Source organism: Salinicola halophilus, from assembly GCF_003206155.1.
In the GTDB taxonomy this organism is placed as follows: domain Bacteria; phylum Pseudomonadota; class Gammaproteobacteria; order Pseudomonadales; family Halomonadaceae; genus Salinicola; species Salinicola halophilus.
Map to the genome: position 1 here is coordinate 106,201 of NZ_PZJV01000003.1, position 19,456 is coordinate 125,656.

The window sequence follows — 19,456 nt, forward strand, 5'->3', positions numbered from 1 at the left end:
CGGGCCGCCGCCGCGGGACTGGCGCGAAGCGAGTCTATTTCAGCCAAGAGCAGAGGGAAACACTGCCGTTGAGTGTCTCGGACCCGCTCGAATTCCATCTCGATAGAACGGATCTACGGGGCCTGGCGCTGCTCGTGTTCGTCATCGGGCTGGGCCTTGTCTATATCGCGCTTTCGGTGACCTATCGACGCGTGCCTGCGGAGGGGTGGTGGGGTTGCGGTATCGTTGCGACCGTCGTCCTGCTGGGGGCGGTCGGCGTCTTCTGGCAGCGGGCGCGCCGCGGTCGTGGCCTGGCGGAGCACATCACCGTCGATGCCGACGGCTTTCACTCTCGTCTGCACGGGCGTATTCCCTTCGAGGCGATCACCGGCTATCGCAAGGCGCGGGATATCGCACCGCTTCGCTGGGAGCACAATGCGCCGTCGCTGGTGCTCACACTCACCGATGGCCGGCAGCTGCGATACCATCTGGATCGGCGCCACTACGCCGAAGACATTCTCGATTATGTCGGCTTCGTGGATGCAGCGGTTCTTGCCGCGAACGGCCAGGCAGCGCTCGTCCAGCGCGAGCCGCCTCTCGGTCGGCAGCGCCTGTTCGACGCGAGCCCGGCGTCAGCGGCAGAAACGACGCCTTCTCTCGTTGGCACCGACACCGACACTCAGACCCGTGCTAGCGGCGAGCGCCGGTCATCATCGGCGTCGACGGCTGCCGGCGCGAATCGGTCGCGATCCGACGCACGGGCGTCGTCGTCCGCGCAGACGGACGACGCGGCGACTCGCCTCGGGGCCGCCAACGGCGCTGCCGTGCAGCGCAGCACGGCGCAGAAGGCCCATCAACGCAAGATCCTCTCCTATGTCGTCCTCGGCCTCTTGGCCTTGCTGGTGATAGTGCGCCTCTTCGGCTCGGAGATCCGCTCGGTGGTCAATCCCAGTCCGTTCGACGGTATGAAAGAGAAAGCGCCGGCGGCCTTCGAGCTCAGCAAGCATCGCCTGGCGCGAGCCATCGCGGCAAAAGGACCGGTATTTCTCTGGGGCCGTCCGGCGCCGGTGGCCGTGCAGCCCGTGCTCCTGCCCAACGTGACCGTGCACTCGGGCATCGGCATGCCGGCGCTCGATCTGATGAGCGCCGCGGGTCGAATTTCCGATTTCCTTCTCGGTGGCGAGGCCGAGGGCTACCGCGTCGCTCTCCGATACGGTGAGGCTCTTGCGCGTACGCCTCGCACGCGCGTCTCGCAGGCGTCCGTCGAGGGGGAGGGCGCGCTCTATTTCTATCTCATAGCGAGCGATGCGCTCGAATCGGGGGCCTCGGCGCGACCGATGCGGACGCGAAGCTGGCGCGTCAATTACCGCGATATCGAGACGCTGCCCGAGCGGATCGAGGAGAGCCTGCAGGCGCGGCCCACGCTCTCCCTGGCGATGGCCGAGCAGTGGCTGACCATGACGCCGAGTCCCTATCTCTTCGTCACCGCCTCGGCCTACCACGGCATGACCGAGGCGCAGTTCGATGCCGTGACCCAGGCGCTCGCCAAGTACTTCGCGGCGCGCGGCGTGGATACGGCGTCGTTCGCCACTCAGCGCTTCGACTCGGGCGTCATCGGTCCGGAAAAGGAGTCAGACCATGACCGATAGGCGGGTATCGATCGCTTCTCCGTCAGCGTCCTCTCGCGTCATCAGCGGCGAGGTGCGCTGCCTCGGGTTGACGTGCGATCCGCCGGTCGAGGGCCGCACGCTCTGTCGGCTTTCCACCGACGGTGGCGTTTTCTTCTTCTACCGCGAGCAGTTTCCCGAGCTGGAAGAGGGTGCCCACGACCCTCGCCCCGGGGAGCGCCTGGTGCTCGGGGCGTCGCGCCTGCGTGACGGCAGTGGCTGGCTGCACTGGCTCGCACGTGAGAATGGCGGCCTGCATTGTCGCCCCGAGTCGTCCTGGTCCTGGCTATTGCCGATCGGCCTGCTGTCGGCGCCGCTGATGGCCTGGTGGATGACGCAGCTACCCAGCGACGGTGTCGGGTGGATGACGCTGCAGGCGCTGCTGGGAATCATCGCCGTCGGTGTGCTGGGCCTGTCGCTCTACCGCCTCGCGATACGCTGGCATCCGACTGAGCGGGCGCTGCAGCGTCACCTGGCTGACGGGACGGATGCGCGTCATCGATCATCGCTTTCGCCGTCACCGCTGCCGGCGACGCCGCTTTCGCTCGAGGATGGCGCTCATCACGGCATCGGGCTGGTCCAGGGGCGGGCAGAGCACGTACGCCTCGTCATCGAAACCGAGGGGAGCGGGCGCTATCGGCGTGACTACCGTCGCTATCATTTCCGCTGTGGCGGCGGAGACTTCACGCTGCGCAGCTTCCACGGCGACGTGGGCAAGGTACTCGATCCGGTCTTCTACCGCCGGGCACCGCTGTTCATCGGCGAGGGGGATCGGATCTCACTGCTGACGCTGGCGGGTGACGGTGAAGTTCACGCCATTCTCGACGCCGAAGACGGTCGCGCCCAAGTCAATACCCAAGGCGCGCCCTATACACGGGCGGGGCGCTGGGGCACGCAGGCGTTTTTGGTATTCCTGTTCGCCTTCATGCTGATCACTTTCTCGATCTTCATCCTCGAAGAGTGGTGGTCACAGGGCAAATTGCCTGACGTCTGGGCCGTGCGGGAAGCGCTCTCTCTGTTCATGGGGGTGAATGTCGTGATGTCGACGCTGATCGCGGGTGGAGTCGGGCTGATCGTCGATCGCATCCACAAGTTCTACTACGGCCGGCGCTCTCATCTTCCCTTCGAGCGACTGCTGGGTATCGCCTATCGCTGGCGAATCCACAACGGTCGCTCCACTCACCTCGATGAGTTTCGCTGATCATGCTGCCCGTCTGGATTCGCCCCTGGGTCTTCGTCACTTTGGCGATCGTCGGTCTATTCACCCTCGTCTGGCACTTCATGGCCGCGTATGCGTTCGGCTGGCAGCGAGACGCGGATCAGACGCTCGCCCATGCGCTGCGAGAGCCGATCGAGTGGAGCTCGTTGACCGGGACGGCGGCCGGGGAGGAAGCACTGCTGGTGCTCGAATCCCACGGCCGCGATGCCGAGGTGGAAGCGTGTGCAGCGGCAGGCGACTGTGGCTCGGCGTGCGCGGCCGGGGCAGCGAGCGGAGCGCGGGAGATCGAAACCGGGCCGGCGCGCCCGATCTTCAACTGCCTGATGGCGCCGCCGACGAGTGGCGACGCCGCCCCGCGCTATCGCGAGCCCTCGCTGTATTATCTGCTGCGTAGCGATGGCGAGCGGGTGGAAACGGTCGCCAGGCTGCAGGGCGAGATTCTCGATCTGCGCTGCGGTGAGATGCGCTGCTATCTCCTTGCCCGCCTGCCGGAAACGCCGCATCAGACCCTGTTCGTCTCCGAGGATCTCGGCGGGCACTGGCGCCTCGCCGCCGAGCGCATCCTCGAGCAAGCGGATACCCTGGCCGAATTCGTGCATGTTGCGGGCGACGCCATCTGGCTGGCGGACAGCGATACGCTCTACGCCTCTCGCGATGGCGGGCGCCATTGGAAGACGCTCTCTAGCGCGCGGGCGCTGCTCCTTCACGACCCAACCCTGGGTGTCGCGCTGCCGAGCGACCCGCGATTCGACTGGGCGCTCGACGATGCGGACGAGATTCACGCGTACGCCAGCTACCGCGGCACCGACGGCCGCGGGATGGTGAACTATCGGCTCGACGCCGACAGCGGGCGTATCCTCGAAGCCAATGAAGAGGCAGGGCGTTTCACCGGTACGCTCACGCGCAAGGACGGCGCGCTGCTGGCACTCCATGAATCCGGCGAGCCGACGCGCTATACGCTCTATCGCCTTCGTGGCGAGAAGCGAGAGCCGCTGCTGGAGACCGGCGGAGATCCACTCGGGCATCTCGAGGGTGGCCGGAACGTGATGTTGCTCGACAGCGGAAAGGGGGATGGTGCCCACCTGCTGCTGAGCCGGGACGGCGAGCAGTGGCTACCGATGGCCAGCCGGCACCGGGGTGAACGTATGATTCTCGACCCTTCCGGCGCGGGTATTCTCGAATTCGGCTACCCCGGGGACGATGCGCGCTATCCCTATCGCTGGCTGCGACCGCCCGAGGATCGCCTGCCCTGAACGGTTGGGTCGACATGGCGTCGGTGGTAGACTCCGCCGCTTGCAACGACCACTGCCGTCGATCCCGGGCCTTCGGGCCGCGGCGCAACGCCGAGAATTCGCCGGTATGCCATCAACCGCCACGAGCGTGACTGTTCGCATGACTCCGCCCTAGCGCAGCCTTCCCCGCACGACGCGATGCGTCCGTGCCCTCGATCGCCCCGGTTCTCCCGGTCGGCGATGCTTTTCGTATTCGCTCAATTCGGTACTCGTTTCGAATCTCGTCGTACAGCACGTCCGTCACTATCCGTGACGGTCGGCGCGCGGCTTTCAAGATGGCGTCATCCGCTGTCGCGGGGAAGCGATCGTCATTCGGTCGCCCGTGCGCCGTGGCGTTGGCCTGGGGAAACGAGGCGGTACCTGCCTGACACAAGGGAACACTCCAGAAGGGGACACTCCATGTATGAAACGATAAGACGACACTGGTTTTCCAACGTCCGCGGCGACGTGCTCGCGGGCGCCGTGGTGGCGCTGGCGCTGATCCCGGAGGCGATCGCCTTCTCGATCATCGCCGGCGTCGATCCCAAGATCGGCCTCTACGCGTCGTTCTCCATGGCGGTGGTGATCGCCTTCGCCGGCGGGCGTCCGGGGATGATCTCGGCGGCAACCGGGGCGACGGCGCTGCTGATGGTCACCCTGGTGCGCGATCACGGTCTGCAGTATCTGTTGGCCGCGACGCTGCTCACCGGCGTCATTCAGATCGTGTTCGGCTATTTGAAGCTCGGGGCGCTGATGCGCTTCGTCTCGCGCTCGGTGGTCACCGGCTTCGTCAATGCGCTGGCGATCCTGATCTTCATGGCGCAGCTGCCCGAGCTCACCAACGTCACCTGGCACGTCTACGCCATGACGGCGGCCGGCCTCGGCATCATCTACCTCTTCCCCTATCTGCCGGTGATCGGTAAGACGCTGCCGTCGCCGCTGGTCTGCATCGTGGTGCTGACCGCCGTCTACATGATCACCGGCATGGACATCCGCTCCGTGGGGGACATGGGCGAGCTGCCCGACGCGCTACCGGTCTTCCTGTGGCCGGACGTACCGCTGAACCTGGAAACGCTGTGGATCATCCTGCCGTACTCGCTGGGCATCGCCGTCGTCGGTCTGCTCGAGTCGATGATGACCGCGACCATCGTCGACGAACTCACCGACACGCCGAGCGACAAGAACCGCGAGTGCAAGGGCCAGGGCCTTGCCAATATCGTCACCGGGGCGCTCGGCGGCATGGCGGGCTGCGCGATGATCGGCCAGTCCGTGATCAACGTGAAATCCGGCGGCCGTAACCGGCTCTCGACGCTGGTGGCCGGCGTCTTTCTGCTGATCCTGGTGGTCTTCCTCGGCGACTGGGTCTCGCAGATCCCTATGGCGGCGCTGGTCGCGGTGATGATCATGGTCTCCATCGGCACCTTCAGCTGGCAGTCGATCCGGGATCTCAAGCGTCATCCGCTCTCCACCAACGTGGTCATGCTGGCTACGGTGGTCACCGTGGTCGCTACCCACAACCTGGCGATCGGCGTTCTCGTCGGCGTGCTGCTGGCGTCGTTGTTCTTTGCCAACAAGGTGGGGCAGATTCTCTATGTCGGCAGCCGGATGGACGAAAGCGGTCGGACCCGCGAGTATGAAGTCGTCGGCCAGGTGTTCTTCGCCTCTTCGACCCGCTTCACCGCGAGCTTCGATTTCAAGGAGGCGGTCGAGCGCGTGACCATCGATCTCTCCCGAGCGCATCTGTGGGATATCACCGGCGTCGAGGCGCTGGACAACGTGGTGGTGAAGTATCGCCGCGAAGGCACCGAGGTCGAGGTGATCGGGCTCAATCAGGCGAGCGCCACGCTGGTCGACCGCTTCGCCGTCCACGACAAGCCGGACGCGGTGGAGAAGCTGATGGGGCACTGACGAGCCGGACCCCAATCGGCGCGCCTGGCTATCGTCTCGGCGCGCCGACGATCTCTCTTTTCGAGGAAAGCACATGAGCGAACGATACGTACTCGCCTGCATCGACGACTCGACCCACGCCAGCGGCGTCTGCGCCGCCGCGAGCTGGGCGGCGGCGCGGCTTGCGGCGCCGCTGGAGCTCCTGCACGTGCTGAGCAAGCCGCGGGACGCCGACAGTACCGATGCCAGCGGCCAGATCGGTCTCGGCAGCCGGGAGAACCTGCGCGCCCAGCTCACCGAGCTCGACGAGCAGCGCGCCACGCTCGCCCAGCAGCACGGTCGCGAACTGCTGAGTGCGGCCAAGAGCGAGGCCCAGACAGTGACCACGACCTCGGTGGCGACGGCGCTGCGTCACGGGGATCTGATCGAGTCGCTGGTCGAGCGGGAGTCGCAGGCGCGGCTGGTGGTGCTCGGCAAGCAGGGCGAATCGCAGCGGGACGCCTCGCCCCATCTCGGCAGCAACCTGGAGCGGGTGGTGCGCACGCTGCACACACCGATTCTGGTCACGCCGACCGAGTTCCGCGCGCCGACGCGGCTGCTGCTCGCCTTCGACGGCAGCCGTACCACGCGGCGCGGCGTGGAGATGATCGCCGAGAGCCCGCTGCTCAATGGACTGGTCTGCCACGTGGTGATGATCGGCGCCGGCACCGACGATCAGCGCGCCGAGCTCGAGTGGGCGCTGAATCGCCTGCGCGAGGGCGGCATCGAGGCCGAGGGTGACGTGCTGGCGGGAGAGGTCGACGAGGTGCTCGGCGACTACGCCGCGCGGGAAGAGATCGATCTGATGATCATGGGCGCCTACGGCCACTCGCGCATTCGCCAGCTGCTGGTCGGCAGCACGACCACCACGATGCTGCGCCATTCGCAGGTGGCGACGCTCATTCTGCGCTGAAGCCGGGCGAGTTTTGCGCGAAGCCGCGGTGTGAGTTCTGCCTTCGAGCCGGGCGAGCGGCCGCGTCACTCGCTGGCGCTGCGCTCGTCGTCCCGCGCCGGCGGGGTGGGGCGGTGGCGCAGGAACTGGCCGAGGCTTTCGGGCTGGCATTCGCCGACGCGGCAGAGCTGCCAGGCGATCTCCGCGTAGTGCATCAGGGTCGGCGTCATCAGCCGCTGACGATGCGGCTGGTGTTCGTGGCGCGCGGCTTCGTCGTCGAGCCACTCGAAGAGCCTTGCCAGCCGGGTGTAGGTCACGTCGCCACGGCCGGCATTGCCGCGTAGCGCATCCACCGATAGACAGCGCATCACGCTGCGCTTGTTGGGGTCGAGGCTCTCCTTGTCCAGCAGCCCCTCCGCGTGGCTGATGAACTGCTGCACCAGTTGGGCGAGTTCTGCCGACTCGAGCTGTTCGCGCACCGCCTGCTGGCTCTCGGCAAGGGCCCGCTGCTGGCGCGCAAGGCCGCGGGTGAGCAGCACCAGCTGGACACAGAGCCAGCCGGCGAGCGTCAGCGCCAGCAGATAGATGCCCAGCGGCGCGAGCGCCTGCGGTGCCAGCGGCCAGGTGAGTTCGCTTGCGATCACGCCGCCGGCGGCCAGTGCCAGCAGGGCGACGATCAGCGCCACGATGAAAAGACCGGAATGCATGGGGTTGTCCTGTCGAGAGAGACCGCGATGGCGTCTGTTATCGGCGTGCGGCGACGATGCTTGAGCCGGCGGCCCCTCTCGGCCTCTGGCGACGAGCCGATCCCACGCTCAACGCCGTGTAGTCCCCGACCCCGCCACTTCTCGTCTCGCGGCAGCGATTGCGGGCGTGCGGGCTAGAACATCCCGCCGTTGACCGCGATTACCTGCCGGGTGATATAGGCCGCGTCCGCCGAGCAGAGAAAGCTCACGGTCCCCGCGATCTCCTCGGCCTGCCCCGTGCGCTGCATGGGGACCGTTCGCCGTAGCTCGTCACGTGAGAGCGTCTCGGTCATGTCGGTGTCGATCCAGCCGGGGGCGACGCAGTTGACCGTGATGCGCCGCTTGGCGAGCTCCACCGCCAGCGCCTTGGTCGCGCCGATGATGCCCGCCTTGGCGGCGCTGTAGTTGACCTGGCCGCGGTTGCCCATCATTCCCGAGAGCGACGACAATGTGACGATTCGGCCTCCCTGTCGTCGCTGGATCATCGGCATCGTCAGCGGCTGCAGCACGTTGTAGAAGCCGTCCAGATTGGTGCGCAGCACGCGGTCCCAGGCGTCGCCGTCGAGTGCCGGAAAGGGCGCATCGGCGGTGACGCCGGCGTTGCAGATCACGCCGTAGTAGCAGCCGTGGGCGGCGATGTCCGCCTCCAGCACCTCACGCACCCGCTCGCGCTCGCGAACGTCGAAATGCAGGAGTCTCGTCCGCCGGCCCTCGGCCTCGACGTCCGCCTTCACCGCCTCGATCCCCGCCCCCGGGCGGCGGCAGTGGAGCACGATGTCGAAGCCGTCTCGCGCCAGCCGACGGGCGATCGCCGCGCCGAGCCCGCGGTTGGCGCCGGTCACCAGCACGCTGCGCGCTGGCGAAGCGTCGTCGGTGGCGTCCTGGCTTGCGGTGTCCGGGGAAGCTGTGTCCGGGGAAGCTGTGTCGAGGCTCATACGATCTCGCCGGTGGAAGAGGGGAAAAGCGATGGCTCATCGGTGGCGGCGGCAAGCGGCGATCGGTAGAGCGTCAGCGTGCCCGCGGCGAGCGTGTCGCCGCTCTCGGCGTCGAGGATCTCGCCCTCGATCTGGGTAACGCCGTTGTCGGCGACGAAATCGACCCGAACCGACACCCGAAAGCGACGCCCGAAGGCGAACGCCGGCGACTCGCTGCGATAGCGCCGGCAGCCGAGCAGCAGCCCCGGCTGCGGCGCCTCGCCGCTGGCCAGTGCCCGATATCCCGCCCAGCCGGCGAGCGTCTGGGCGATCCACTCCACCCCGACCCAGGCCGGGATACCGGCGTCGTCGGCGAAGAGATCGTCCGCGCTTGGCGTCACCTCGGCGACGGCGCCGTCGTCGTCGATCTGCTGGAGCGTGTCCAGCAGGCACATGCCGCGGGCGTGGGGCACCAGTGGCGCGATGGGGCAGGGCAGTTCGGGTCGGGCGTTCAGCGTCTCGCTCATGAGGCCTCGGAATCGGTGTCGTCTCGCGTCAGCAGCAGGCTGGCGTTGCTGCCGCCGAAGGCGAAGCTGTTGCTCAGCGTCGCGCGCAGCGGGCGAGCGGCGCGGGAATGGTCCACCAGCGGCAGCGCGGGAATCTCGGGGTCGTAGTCGCCGTCGTAGACGTGCCGCGGCAGCCGGCCGTGTGCCAGCGCCAGCCAGCAGAAGGCGGCCTCCAGCGCGCCGGCGGCGCCCAGGGTATGGCCGGTGAGCGCTTTGGTCGAACTCGCCGGCGGCGGCGTGGCGAAGAGCGAATGCACCGCGGCGGCTTCCATGGCGTCGTTGAGCGTCGTCGCGGTGCCGTGAAGGTTGAGATAGTCGATCGCTTTCGGCGACAGCCCGGCCATCGCCAATGCCTGATACATCGCCTCCCGGGCGCCGCTGCCGTCGGGACGCGGGGCGGAGATGTGGTGGGCGTCGCTGCTCTCGCCGATGCCGGCCAGCTGAATGCCGCCCGTCTTCGGCGTGACAACGAACAATGCGGCAGCCTCGCCCAGGTTGATCCCTTGGCGGTTGCGCGAGAATGGCAGGCAGGGCATCGGCGACACCGCGTCGAGACTGGCGAAGCCATTGACCGTCAGCTTGCAGAGGCTGTCCGCCCCGCCGGCGATCACCGCATCGCACTCGCCGCTTCTCAGCAGGCGACGGGCGCTGGCCAGCGCCCGCGCGCTGGAGCTGCAGGCGGTCGAGAGGGCGTAGCACGGCCCGGTGATCCCCAGCCGCTCGGCGATGAAGCGCGCCGGTGCGCCGAGCTCCTGGCGGGCGTAGTCGAAGCTCTCCGGCAGCGGCCCCTCGCGACCGGCGGTGGCGAGCGCGATCTCGGTTTCGGCGATGCCGGAAGTACTGGTGCCGATCACCACGCCGATGCGCGAGGCTGGCGTGGTCTCCAGCAGCCTCGACAGCGGCGCCGCCAGCCCGTCGAGGGCCCGGGCGAGCAGCCGATTGTTGCGGCTGCGGTGGGCCGTGGGCCAGTCGCTGTCGTCGGATAGCGGCGAGCGCACGCTGCCCAGGGTCTGCAGGATGCCGGGGGAATAGCGGTCGCTCGCCTCGAGGCCACGCTGACCGGTGAAGAGCGCCTCACTGATGGCGTCGAGCTCGTCGCCGAGAGAGCACACCACGCCGGGGCGGGAGAGATGGCAGGGAACGGGCTGGCTCACGGGATATCGGCCTCCCTCGGCGTGATGGTCAGACGGTAACCGCCCTCGCGGTCATCGAGTGTCAGGGTCCGGGGGGAACCGGGGCGTGGCGCCGGGGTGATGCGCGCCACCAGGGTGCCGCGCCGACGAATCTCGCGGCGGGTGGCATCCTCGTCGATGGACCACTCGCTCCCGGCGAAGGCCCGCTCGAGCGACTCGCGCGGCCACAGACTCCACTCGAGACGTGAGGCGAGCCAATCGGGCGGTATCGGCAGCGGCGGCTCGCCAGGGGCGTCGCCCGCCTCGAAGCGCGCGCCGTCGGCGTCGCGTACCAGGGTGGTCAGGCGCTGGCCGTAGGGCGTGACGAGTGCGGCACGCAGGGCCGTCGGCGTGATGCGGATGAACGCCATCAGCGTACGCTCCGCTCGCGTCTGCACCGTACGCTCCGCTCGCGTCTGCACCGTACGCTCCGCTCGCGTCTGCACCGTATGCTCCGCTCGCGTCTGCACCGTACGCTCCGCTCGCGTCTGCTCCTTACGCTCGGCTCGGTCGTCGTCCGGCGTGTCGTTCGGGGTGAAGGTCAGCCGGCTGGCGAGCGTCTGCTCGCTGGCCGCGGCCGCCAGCGGTGGGGCGGGCGACACCGGCGGTGACAGGCTGCAGCCAGTGAGCGTCGATAGCGCCAGCAGCGTGACGATGGCGATGACAGCGGGCCCGCGTCTCATGCTGTTACCGTGCCGGGCCCGGCGCGTTCGTGGCCACAGAGCGCGGCAAGCGTATCGAGATGTTTCGCCGTCTCGCGGGTAAAGGGGTTGGCGTCGTCCCAGGCGTAGCCAGCGAGGATGGCGCTGATGCGCGACTGGATCGAGGGTGGCGCATTCTCGTGAAACACGATCGACTGCAGCCGGCCGTCGTACCAGCCGTCGACAAAGGCACGAAACGTCGCCATCCCCCGGCGCAGCGGAGCGTCGAACGCGTCGTCCCACGCCACGGTTTCGCCCGCGAGCTGCCGTGCCACCAGCGGCGCGGCAAGGGACGCCGAGCGCAGCGCCAGCGTTACGCCGGAGGAGAAGACCGGGTCGAGAAAGGCGCCCGCGTTACCCAGCAGCGCATAGCCCGGGCCGTGCAGGCGCGTCACGTCGGTCGAATAACCCTGTAGCTCGCCTACCTCGCGGCGGTGGCGGGCACCCTCGAGGAGCGCCCGAAAGCGCGGCTCGGCGGCGATCAGTGCGGCAAAGCGCGCCGCCGGCGTCTCGCCGAAGGTGGCCATGCGTGCGCGATCGCCGACGACGCCCACCGAGGCGCACCCGTCGGCCAGCGGAATCAACCAGTACCAGAGGCCGGCATCGTCGGGGTGGACGCCGATCAGAATCTTCTCGCGATCGAACCCGTCGCGGGCCAACGTGGCCTCGTCGACATCGACGTGGGTAAAGAGCGCGCTTCTCGCTGCCTGTCCGGACTCGCACTCGAGCTGTTCGAGCCGCGCCAGCACCCGCCCGGCGCCGCTGGCATCGAGAACGAAGCCGGTCTCCAGCGTCTCCCGGTGGCCGTCGGCGTAGCAAACACTGACCCGGGGGCGGACCGGGTCGGCGTGGAACGCGTCGACGCTGGCACCGAAGGTGACCGCGGCGCCCCGCTCGGCCGCCGCCTCGATCAGGCGACGGTCGAAGTCGGCGCGTTCGACCTGAAAGGTGGTACCCCAGCCGGGGGTGGACTTGTCACGGAAGTCGATGGCCGTCTCCCGGCCGTCGCGGGTGAAGGCCGCGCCGTTCTTCGGCTGGTAGCCGCCGGCGAGCACGGCATCCAGCAGGCCGGCGGCTTCGAGATCCGCCATGCAGCGCGGCAGCAGGCTTTCGCCCAGCGAGAAACGCGGGAAGTGCCCGCGCTCGAAGACGTGCACGCGCCAACCCTGGCCGGCGAGCATCGCCGCCGCGGCAGCGCCGGCGGGACCGGCACCGATGACGATGACATCGGGGGCAGATGGCGTCATTCGAGCGCTCCTTGATGAGGCGATGGCGGTCGGGCGTGAGCGCGTGCGGCCGTATCGGGTCCGGTGTCCTGCGGGCGCACCCAGGGCACCAGCGCCCACACGCTCGCCAGACCGATCAGGCAGGTCAGGCCCAGATAGTGCAGCGCTGGCGTGGCGCTCAACGAAAGCGTACCGAACGCCAGCAGGCTGGTCAGCGTCGACAGCGAGATTGCCAGCCAGGCCGAGGGCCGGCGGGCATGCTCGACGTTGAAGATACCGGCATCCAGTCCGATGCCCAATACCAGCAGCAGCCCGAGCTGGCTGAAGAGGTTGAGCGGCACGCCGGCCAGCGAAAAGAGTGCCAGCACGATCAGGGTCGCGCCGAACGGGGGCACCATCACTCGCCAGGCGCGGCGGCGGTAACGCCAGGCCAGCGCCAGCGCCATCAGCGCCATGGCCCCGGCCACCCAGGCGGCAGTCTGGCGGCGCAGTTCGCCCAGCAGCGTGCCGAGCCGGGAGACCCGATCGACGTAGCGAGTCTGCGGCTCGGCGGCGGCGATGGCTTCCAGCGCGGCACGGGTGTCGGCGCCGCGCCTGCCGTCGATGACGATCATCGCGGCGACATCGCCCGCCGGCGTCTCGCCGAGCCAGAGGCGCTGCCCGAACTCGCCCAGTGGCGTGGCGAGCCAGCCTTCGAGATCGAGTGTCGGCACGGTATCGAGTCGCGCGCGGGCGGCGTCCGCCGTCGACTCGGGTAGTCCCGCGCGCGCGATCAGCCGGTCCAGCGGGGCGCCGTAGAGCTTGCGCACTCGGGCCAGGTTGGCCTGCTGCACCGCGCGGGGCGGCACCGCGGTTGCCAGTGACTGGTAATCGATGCCGAGCCCGCCGGCGATCGCCGCGTCCAGCGCGCCATCCAGCCGGTGGAGCCGGGTCAGCAGCGCGTCCTCGTCGGCGGCGCGGACCAGCAGGTAGCGGCTGCCGGTATCCTGCTCGAGCAGTGTCTGCACCCGTGCCTCTTCCTGCATCATCGCCGGGGGAGACGGGTTGAGCAGCGCCAGGCTGTCGTCACTCTCGAGCCGGGTGGCGCAGATCGTCACCAGCGCCGCGGCGGCGAGCATTGCCAGCCAGGGGCGCGGTCGCCAGCGCGGTTGACAGAGTTGCCACCAGCGCGCGGCAAAGCGGGCGGTGAAGGGGCTCGCTCGCAGCCGACAACGCGGTAGCCACAGCACCACCGTGAGCCAGGCGCCGACGAGCCCGAAAGCGGCAAAGGCCGCCATCTGGCGCAGCCCCGGCATCGGCGTCAGCGCTTGGGCGACGTAGGCGACCACGCTGGAGACGAGACCCAGCGTCAGGCTCGGCAGCAGCCGGCGCAGGGTAAAGTTTCGACCTTCGACGGCGCGGTCACACTGCAGATGCAGCACGTAGTCGATGGCGATACCGATGAGACTCGCGCCGAAGGCCAGCGTCAGCAGATGCAGCCGACCGAAGAGTGCGAGCGTCAGCGTCAGTGCGAAAAGCGAGCCGGCGAGCAGCGGCAGCGTCAGCTGGGCCAGCACCCGCGGTGAGCGGAAGACGTAGCCAATGATCAGCAGCACGCCGAGCAGCGACGCCGCCCCGATGGTGGAGATCTCGCGCTTGGCCTGACGCGCCCCGGCGCCGGCGTGGAAGATGAGCCCCGAGCGCAGCAGTTCGGCATCCGGGTGCGCCTGCTCGAATCGCGTCAGCGTCTCATGCAACGCGCGCTGGCTCCCCATGGCGTAGGGCGAGTCGGCAAGCTCACCGATCAGTACGCTGAAGCGTTCGCCGTTACCGTCATGCTGGCGATCGGCATCGAGCGTCAACAGTCCGTCCCGCGCGGTGATCGGGCTCGTTGGCTGACGCGCGAGCCAGGCGTCGGTCATCCCGAACGGGTCCGCTACCGGCTCGGGGCGGGCAGTCGGCGAGAAGAGCCGGCGCAGCGCGGGCGCCACTAGCGTGTCGCCGCCATCGGCGTCGATGGCCTGCTGCCAGGCGGGCGTGAGCAGGCGGTAGCGCCACTCGCCCATCCAGTCCCGCGGGTCGCGGTCGGCCAGGTCGAGCGCGCGCCAGTCGAGTCTCGCCAGCGTCCCCTCCGCCATGCGCTGTTCGAGCGCGTTACCCAGTGCCTGCGTCGCTGCGACCCGCTCATCGGCGCGCAGCAAAAGGAGAAAACGATCCTCGAAGCTGCGCCCGAGCTGGCGGTCCGCGGCCTCGACCAGCGGCGCCTGGCGGTCGGCGGGGAGCAGGGCGGTAAGGTCCGAGTCCGCCGGCAGGCCGTCGCGCAGCATGATGCCCAGCCACAGGGCACACAGCGCCAGTACACCCAGCCAGAGATGGCCGAGACAACGGTAGCCCGCGTTCGTCATGGTGCCGGGATCGGCGTCTGGTCGAAGAGGCGAACCCGCAATTGGTCGCCGTTCGGCGCGTGCATCTCGAGGGTGTCGACGGACTCACCACCGCTGAGATGGATCTCGCGGATGCGCCGGGCCAGCGCCTCGGCTTTCGGCGTGAGGGTCACTTGCCAGTCCTCGGCGCTGCCGACGAGCGCGATCGCGAAGCGCGACTCGAGCGAGGCCCAGTTACCCTCGAGCAGCTCGAGAAAGAGCCTTGCGACCTGCTCGCCGCCCGGCGGGGCACGGTCGCCGCTTTCGCTGACGATTGCCTCCGGGGTGAGAGTGATGCGCTCCTCTACCGGCTGCTCGAGCTGCCAGACGACCCGTTCGCCGCGCTCGAAACGAAAGTGGCCACGGCTGGTCATGGTGGCATCGAGGTCGGCGAGTTCGCGTTGCTGCTCGAAGCGCCCCGTCACCGACGGCGCCTGATTCAGCTCACGCTGCAGTGCGTCGAGATCGAACGCATCGGCGGCAGCCGCCGGACTGGCCAGTGCCAGGCCCGCCAGCATAGCGCTCATCAGCATGGCGCTCATCGGCATGGCGCTCATCCGCATGGCGCTCATCCGCATGACGCTCATCCGCATGGCGCTGATCAGCGTCTCGCTCTTCAGCCTAGCGCTGAACCGCCAGGCGAGACGTGGCAGAGAGTGTGTTCCTGGGCGCATGGCGTGGGTCCTGTCAAAAGAGGAATGACCCGGCGAGCGACGCCTCACTCGGTCGCCGTGGGCTGGGCGTCGGGGTCGTCGTGCCAGAACGGGAAAAAATTGAACCACTGCAGCGGCGTGGTTTCGCATTGGCGAGTCAGCCAGTCGACATAGCGATCCATGGCCGTATCGATCCACGCTTCGCGCTCGCGCCGCGAGAGCGCGGCGGTATCGTCGAACGCGTCGAACGCCACCCGGTAGCCCGGCGTGCCGCGCGACGCGCCACCGTCAGCGTGGCCGGTCTCGCGGAAGCAGCCGAGGGTGTAGACCGGACAGCGCAGCAGCGTCGAGAGCCAGAAGGGGCCTTCGGGGAACGGCGCCGGGTGACCGAGAAACTCGCGCTGGCGGGCTCGGCCGTCGTCGCTGATCGGCACGCGATCGGCGGCGATCACCACGAAACCGCCATCGGCGATGCGCTGACCGAGGCGCATGGCGGTGGACGGCGTGATCTGACTGACCTCCACGATCTCCGGCGGGTTCTTGCGATGTGTGGCGCGTGCCAGCACCGAGTCGAACTGTTGGGCGTTGTGGGTGTGCATCAATAGTGTCGCGTGGAACTCTTCGCGCAGGTCACTCATCGCGGTGCAGACTTCGATGTTGCCGACGTGGGACACCAGGATGACACCGCCACGACCGCTGCCCACCGCCGTCAGAAAGCGCTCCCGCGCCCCCGCCTCGAAGCGCAGCCGGGGGGGAATGCCGCTCCAGGCCTCGATCTTGTCGATCAGACTCTGGCCGAAGTGCCAGAAGTGGCGCAGCCCGAGCCACGCCAGGTTGCGCGGCGCGCATCCATGGAGATGGTGCCAGAGCCGAGTGAGGTAGGTGCGCGACGTGCGTCGATGCAGACCGTGGGCGAGATAGTAGTAGCCGACCACCAGCGCCAGCATCACTTGAAACGGTGCGCGCCCCAGGTGGCGACGAATCCACACCATGGTGCGGATGCCAGTGGCGCTGCCGGTCTCGCGGATGCGCGACCAGTGATGCGGGTTGCTGTTGGGGGGTGGCGTCATGGTTTCTCGCCTCGGACGGTTAACAGCTTGGGCAGCCGCAGTAGCATGCCGCCGACCAGGCGCAGGTGCATGAAGGCCAGGCGCACGTTGTCCCGCACCAGGGCGAAGTGGGAGACGCCATCGAGGGGGTAGCGCACCTGCACCGGCAGATTGCGAACCGCGCCGCCCTGCCAGAGCCAGCGCACCGGCAGCTCGCTGTCGAGTTCCATGCGATCGCCGCAGGCGTGTCGCGCCAGCAGTCGGTTGGTCGCCGTCACCGGATAGAGCTTGGCGCCGCACATGGTGTCTCTGAGCGTCAGTGACAGCGTGGCGAGCCAGACCAGCGAGTGGGTCAGATAGCGGCCGTAGAAGCGGTGGCGGGGTACGCTGTCGTCAAAGCGGGGATAGCCGATGGTGAGCGTTTCGTCGCCGGCCGTGAGATCGCGGACGAATGCCGGCAGATCCGCCGGCTCGTGCTGGCCGTCGGCATCCACCTGCAGCGCGTGGGTCATGCCGCGCTCGGCGGCGTAAGTAAGTCCGGCGCGCACCGCGGCGCCCTTGCCGCGATTGCGCGACTGACGAATCAGCGCGACGTCTGGCTGGGTCGCGAGACGTTCGAGCACCGCGGCGCAGGCCAGATCCGACCCGTCGTCGACCAGCAGAATCGGCAGGCCCAGATGCTGGCGCAGCCCGACTACGGTCTCGCCGATCGCCTCGGCGTGGTTGTAGACGGGGACGATGACGAGCGTACGGGCCGGGGCGTCAGGTGTCATGAGCCTCTCCCGTCAGCGCGAGTCGGCCGCTGGCGTGCTCGCCGCGCCCCCCTTCGCAGCGCAGATGCAGCTTCGGCGTCCCCGACCTGCGGGTCAGCGTCATCGTGAAGCGATCCCCGGGTAGCAGCGGCGAGGTGAAGCGCAGCCGCTCGAGCCCGGCAAAGGTGATGGGGCCGGCGAACAGCCGGGCGGCGAGCGTCATCGCCCAGTGCACCAGCGCGACGCCGGGCAGTACCGGCTGGCCGTCGAAGTGGCCGTCGAGAAACTGGCAGCGCTCCGGGACCTCGAGCGTGACACGAAAGCCGTCGGCCACGGCCTCCTCGCCGAGCCAGCGCGGTACGCGGCGATCGTCGAGATCGGCAAAGAGCCGCTGGCGGATAGCGGCGTCGAGCTTGCCCTGGGCATTGGTCGGCCAGGTCGAGACGAAGCGCCAGTAGCGTGGCAGTAGCGCGGGTTCGAACTCGGCGGCCAGCTGCCGTCGCAGGTCACGCACCAGCGCGCGGTGCTCGGCGTGATGCTGCGGCACGCACTGGGGAGACAGCGCGACCACCGCCGCCAGACGCAGCTCGCGGCGCTGCAGTGGCAGGCTCATGGCGCGCTCGACGCCATCGAGTGCGCCGAGCGCCCGGTCCATGGCGGCGAGCGAGAGACGCTTGCCGCCGATCTTGGCCACCGGGTCGGCGCGCCCGAGCAGCAGAAAATCGTTGCTATCGGGGAGGCGCTGGATGCGATCCGCCTGGCGCTGCCAGCCGCCGGTGGCGAGATGCGGCGAGTCGAGCCACAGCCGCTGCGCCTCGTCGCACTCGATATGCACACCGGGCAGTGGCGTCCAGGCTTCGCCCTGCTGCTGGATGCGCCAGCCGATGCCACCGGTCTCGGAGCTACCGTAGACCTCGTGAACCGGCGTGGCGAGCAGTGCCCGGGCACGGTCGCTGTCGGCGCGGGCAAGCGGCGCGCCTGAGCTGTAGACGTGTCGGAGCGAGCGTGCGCCCGGCTGCCAGGCGAGCGTTTCCGGCAGCCGGGAGAGCGCCGGCGGGGCGCTGATCACCACCGCCGGCTTCGTGTCTCTGGCACAGGCGTCGAGCCAGGCGTTGAGCGTCTCCGGGTAGCGGCAGGTGTCGGCGACGAGCGTGGCGTCTTCGCAGAGCGGGCGCATCAGCGCGAAGAAGAGTCCGTAGATGTGCTGGTGGCTCACCTGGCTGATCACCCGGCATCCGGCCTGCGGCCAGAGCGCGGCCTGGGTGGCGAGTTCGGCATCGAGCTGGGCAAACGTCTTGACCAGTCGCTGGGGCGCGCCGGTGGAGCCAGAGGTGAACAGCGTCACGGCGATCTCGGGAAGCGGGCGATCCGACCACTGCGGGGCGCGATCCGCCCCCGCGCGGGGGGCACCGGGTATTTCACCGAGGGCGACGCCTTGCTCGGCGAGCCGCCGGACGGTTTCCGGCTGGTTGTCCGCCGGCAGGATCGCCGCCTCGCCGCGCTCCCAGATGGCGACCAGCGCCGCGCTGAATTCCACCGGGTCGGGCTCGAACAGCAGCCAGGCGCCACGCCCGTCATCGAGGCTTGCGAGCAGCGCCTGCCAGGCGCCGACGCGCCGATGCCAGGCCGACAGCGCGAGCTCGCGCCCCGGCGCATCGCCGTGGGGCGGGCACCAGACCAGCGGTGTCTCGTTGCTGCGGTCGCGCCAGGGGCGGGCGCGGAGTTCGCGAAAGCTCATGCCATCCTCGTCGGGTCGTTGCGGCGTTTGACGCGCTGACGCACGCACCATTCGCCGGCGAAAAGCAGTGCCATCAGGGCGTAGACGATCATCCCGTTGTAAAGGCTCCACAGCGCGAGGTCGGCGTAGAGCGCAGTGACGAGTGCCATCGCCGCGTTGAGCGCGAAGAAAACGCACCAGACCGTCGTCACACCGCGAACGTAGCGCACCGCATGCGGCGGCAGCGCCGGCTCCTGGCGGCGGGCGAGGCGCTCGATCGGGGAGGGCGGATAGCGACGCCCGTGCGCGAAGAGCGCGAGCAGGGCGAGATTGATCAGCACGGGCCAGAGACGCAGGCCCAGCTCGGCGCCGCCGGTCAGCCACAGCAGGCCAAGCAGGGCGACCAGCCCCCAGCCCCAGCGACGCTTACCCGTTGGCAGACGCCACCACGCCAGTGCCGTGACCGCGATCAGCAGCGGCCAGGCCCCGTAGCGCGGCAGCAGCGCATGCGCCAACAGCGGCCAGGCGAGGCCGAGCAGCGCGGCCAGCAGCCACAGCAGGCGGCGCGGGGTGGGCGAGGCGGTCGACATCATGACGCTGAGCG

General features: G+C 68.9%; 17 protein-coding genes. 5 read left to right on the forward strand and 12 right to left on the reverse strand.

Annotated elements, in window-relative coordinates:
* The first annotated feature begins 68 nt into the window (after positions 1-68).
* The 5 genes from DOM33_RS10740 to DOM33_RS10760 all read left to right on the forward strand — a co-directional run bounded on the left by DOM33_RS10740 (position 69) and on the right by DOM33_RS10760 (position 6,975).
* Positions 69-1,628, forward strand: a complete 1,560-nt coding sequence (locus DOM33_RS10740; protein ID WP_110668846.1) for a hypothetical protein — start codon at positions 69-71, stop codon at positions 1,626-1,628.
* On the forward strand, positions 1,618-2,847 hold the full coding sequence (locus DOM33_RS10745; RefSeq protein WP_110668848.1) for a hypothetical protein: 1,230 nt from the start codon (positions 1,618-1,620) through the stop codon (positions 2,845-2,847). The genes DOM33_RS10740 and DOM33_RS10745 overlap by 11 nt, the downstream gene beginning before the upstream one ends.
* 2 nt (positions 2,848-2,849) lie before the next feature.
* Complete coding sequence (locus tag DOM33_RS10750; protein ID WP_110668850.1) at positions 2,850-4,118, forward strand: beta propeller repeat protein; 1,269 nt, start codon at positions 2,850-2,852, stop codon at positions 4,116-4,118.
* A gap of 438 nt (positions 4,119-4,556) precedes the next feature.
* Positions 4,557-6,044 (forward strand): SulP family inorganic anion transporter, encoded by a 1,488-nt coding sequence (locus DOM33_RS10755; RefSeq protein WP_110668852.1) that lies wholly within the window; start codon positions 4,557-4,559, stop codon positions 6,042-6,044.
* A gap of 73 nt (positions 6,045-6,117) precedes the next feature.
* Entirely contained in the window at positions 6,118-6,975 is an 858-nt protein-coding gene (locus tag DOM33_RS10760) for a universal stress protein (protein WP_110668855.1), read from the forward strand.
* A 65-nt stretch (positions 6,976-7,040) separates the two neighbouring features.
* Here the strand turns inward: DOM33_RS10760 and DOM33_RS10765 are convergent, their stop codons facing one another.
* From DOM33_RS10765 to DOM33_RS10820, 12 genes are all read right to left on the reverse strand, one after another.
* Positions 7,041-7,661 (reverse strand): hypothetical protein, encoded by a 621-nt coding sequence (locus DOM33_RS10765; protein WP_110668857.1) that lies wholly within the window; start codon positions 7,659-7,661, stop codon positions 7,041-7,043.
* 173 nt (positions 7,662-7,834) lie between these two features.
* Positions 7,835-8,635 (reverse strand): 3-oxoacyl-ACP reductase FabG, encoded by an 801-nt coding sequence (gene fabG / locus DOM33_RS10770; protein ID WP_110668859.1) that lies wholly within the window; start codon positions 8,633-8,635, stop codon positions 7,835-7,837.
* The gene (locus tag DOM33_RS10775; protein ID WP_162617956.1) at positions 8,632-9,141 is read right to left on the reverse strand and encodes a hotdog family protein; all 510 of its coding nucleotides are present in this window, start codon (positions 9,139-9,141) and stop codon (positions 8,632-8,634) included. Before DOM33_RS10775 ends, fabG begins: the two co-directional genes overlap by 4 nt.
* A complete protein-coding gene (locus tag DOM33_RS10780; protein ID WP_110668861.1) occupies positions 9,138-10,334 on the reverse strand; it encodes a beta-ketoacyl-ACP synthase in 1,197 nt (398 codons plus the stop codon). The genes DOM33_RS10775 and DOM33_RS10780 overlap by 4 nt, the downstream gene beginning before the upstream one ends.
* Positions 10,331-11,035, reverse strand: a complete 705-nt coding sequence (locus tag DOM33_RS10785; RefSeq protein ID WP_110668863.1) for a DUF3261 domain-containing protein — start codon at positions 11,033-11,035, stop codon at positions 10,331-10,333. Before DOM33_RS10785 ends, DOM33_RS10780 begins: the two co-directional genes overlap by 4 nt.
* Entirely contained in the window at positions 11,032-12,300 is a 1,269-nt protein-coding gene (locus tag DOM33_RS10790) for an NAD(P)/FAD-dependent oxidoreductase (protein WP_110668865.1), read from the reverse strand. The genes DOM33_RS10785 and DOM33_RS10790 overlap by 4 nt, the downstream gene beginning before the upstream one ends.
* Entirely contained in the window at positions 12,297-14,663 is a 2,367-nt protein-coding gene (locus DOM33_RS10795; RefSeq protein ID WP_204352668.1) for an MMPL family transporter, read from the reverse strand. The genes DOM33_RS10790 and DOM33_RS10795 overlap by 4 nt, the downstream gene beginning before the upstream one ends.
* Entirely contained in the window at positions 14,660-15,355 is a 696-nt protein-coding gene (locus DOM33_RS10800; RefSeq protein ID WP_162617957.1) for a LolA family protein, read from the reverse strand. The genes DOM33_RS10795 and DOM33_RS10800 overlap by 4 nt, the downstream gene beginning before the upstream one ends.
* 44 nt (positions 15,356-15,399) lie before the next feature.
* The gene (locus DOM33_RS10805) at positions 15,400-16,404 is read right to left on the reverse strand and encodes a glycosyl transferase (protein ID WP_110668870.1); all 1,005 of its coding nucleotides are present in this window, start codon (positions 16,402-16,404) and stop codon (positions 15,400-15,402) included.
* Entirely contained in the window at positions 16,401-17,156 is a 756-nt protein-coding gene (locus tag DOM33_RS10810; protein WP_110668872.1) for a glycosyltransferase family 2 protein, read from the reverse strand. The genes DOM33_RS10805 and DOM33_RS10810 overlap by 4 nt, the downstream gene beginning before the upstream one ends.
* Positions 17,146-18,873 (reverse strand): ApeI family dehydratase, encoded by a 1,728-nt coding sequence (locus DOM33_RS10815; RefSeq protein WP_110668874.1) that lies wholly within the window; start codon positions 18,871-18,873, stop codon positions 17,146-17,148. The genes DOM33_RS10810 and DOM33_RS10815 overlap by 11 nt, the downstream gene beginning before the upstream one ends.
* Positions 18,870-19,445, reverse strand: a complete 576-nt coding sequence (locus tag DOM33_RS10820; RefSeq protein WP_110668876.1) for a COG4648 family protein — start codon at positions 19,443-19,445, stop codon at positions 18,870-18,872. Before DOM33_RS10820 ends, DOM33_RS10815 begins: the two co-directional genes overlap by 4 nt.
* Positions 19,446-19,456 lie beyond the last annotated feature (11 nt).